Annotated in this window: 1 protein-coding gene; it reads right to left on the bottom strand. The window is 69.1% G+C overall.

Annotated features, from left to right (window positions below):
- On the bottom strand, positions 1-619 hold a 619-nt coding region (locus AC1DVP_RS21390), incomplete at both ends, for a class I tRNA ligase family protein (RefSeq protein WP_477185486.1).

Raw genomic sequence — 619 nt, 5'->3', positions numbered from 1 at the left:
GCGCAGGATCGAGCTCGACATGAGGAACCAGCGCACGGCGTCGGAGCCGTACAGGTCCCACATCTCGGCGGGGTCCGGGAAGTTGCGCAGGCTCTTGCTGGCCTTGCGGCCGTCGTCGCCGAGCACGATGCCGTGGCACAGGACGTTGCGGAACGACGGGCGGTCGAACAGGGCCGTGGCCAGCACGTGCAGCGTGTAGAACCAGCCGCGGGTCTGGCCGATGTACTCGACGATGAAGTCGCCCGGGTAGTGGTGCTCGAACCAGTCCGCGTTCTCGAACGGGTAGTGCACCTGCGCGAACGGCATGGAGCCCGAGTCGAACCACACGTCCAGCACGTCCGGGATCCGGCGCATGGTGGAGGCGCCCGTCGGGTCGTCCGGGTTCGGGCGCGTCAGCTCGTCGATGAACGGCCGGTGCAGGTCCGGCTCGCCCGCCTCGTTCGTCGGCACCCGACCGAAGTCCGCCTCCAGCTCGGCCAGCGAGCCGTACACGTCGACGCGGGGGTGCGACGGGTCGTCCGAGACCCACACCGGGATGGGCGTGCCCCAGTAGCGGTTGCGGCTGATCGACCAGTCGCGGGCGTTCGACAGCCACTTGCCGAACTGGCCGTCCTTGATG

Source organism: Flavobacterium sp. P3_A6 (assembly GCF_056403035.1).
Note: the sequence above shows the minus strand (reverse complement) of the source record. Positions and strands in the feature narration are given on the sequence as shown.